The sequence below is a fragment of the Streptomyces sp. YS-3 genome, assembly GCF_045257485.1.
GTDB lineage: Bacteria > Actinomycetota > Actinomycetes > Streptomycetales > Streptomycetaceae > Streptomyces.
On the sequence record NZ_JBJHPC010001099.1, the window covers coordinates 1 to 923 of the forward strand.

The 923-nt window shown below is 70.6% G+C and carries 1 pseudogene; it reads left to right on the forward strand.

The annotated features are described in order from the left end of the window. Positions 1 to 902: pseudogene (locus ACJA3G_RS37735) on the forward strand (chitinase); the annotation flags it as partial. Positions 903 to 923: the final 21 nt, after the last annotated feature.

The following is a 923-nucleotide window of genomic DNA, read 5'->3' on the forward strand; positions in this document are numbered from 1 at the left end:
CCACCGGCACGACCTCCCGTTTCGCCCCCTACATCGACACCTCGCTCTACCCCGCGTACGACCTCGTCGACACCGCCACCAAGACCGGCGTGAAGGAGTTCCACCTCGCCTTCATCACCTCCGGCGGCGGCTGCACCCCGCTCTGGGGCGGTGTCAGCGCCCTGGACAGCGACGCCGTCGCCGCGCAGATCGGCGCCCTGCGCGCCAAGGGCGGCGACGTACGCGTCTCCTTCGGCGGCGCGTCCGGCTCCGAACTCGGTCTGGTCTGCAAGAGCGCCGACGAGCTCGCCACCGCGTACGGCAAGGTCATCGACGCGTACAAGCTCACCAAGGTCGACTTCGACATCGAGGGCGCGGCCCTGCCGGACACCGCCGCCAACGCCCGCCGCGCCCAGGCCGTCGCGCGGCTCCAGAAGTCCCACCCCGGCCTCGACGTGTCGTTCACGCTGCCGGTGATGCCGGAGGGCCTGACCCAGCCCGGCGTCGACCTCGTCGCCGACGCCAAGAAGAACGGCGTCGCCGTCTCGGCCGTCAACATCATGGCGATGGACTACGGCCCGGCGTACAGCGGTGACATGGGCACGTACGCCATCCAGGCCGCCACCGCCACCCAGGCCCAGATCAAGGGCGTCCTCGGACTCTCCGACGCCGCCGCCTGGAAGGCCGTCGCCGTCACCCCGATGATCGGCGTCAACGACGTCAACACCGAGACGTTCAAGGTCGACGACGCCACCCAGCTGGTGGACTTCGCCAAGTCCAAGGGCCTGGGCCGGCTCGCGATGTGGTCCGGCGCCCGGGACAAGCAGTGCGCGGGCGGCGCCAAGAACTCCGCCGACCCGACCTGCTCCTCCATCGTCCAGGAGCCGCTGGCCTTCACCAAGGCCTTCGCCGCCTTCAAGTAACCCCCGGCCCGGACCCCACAG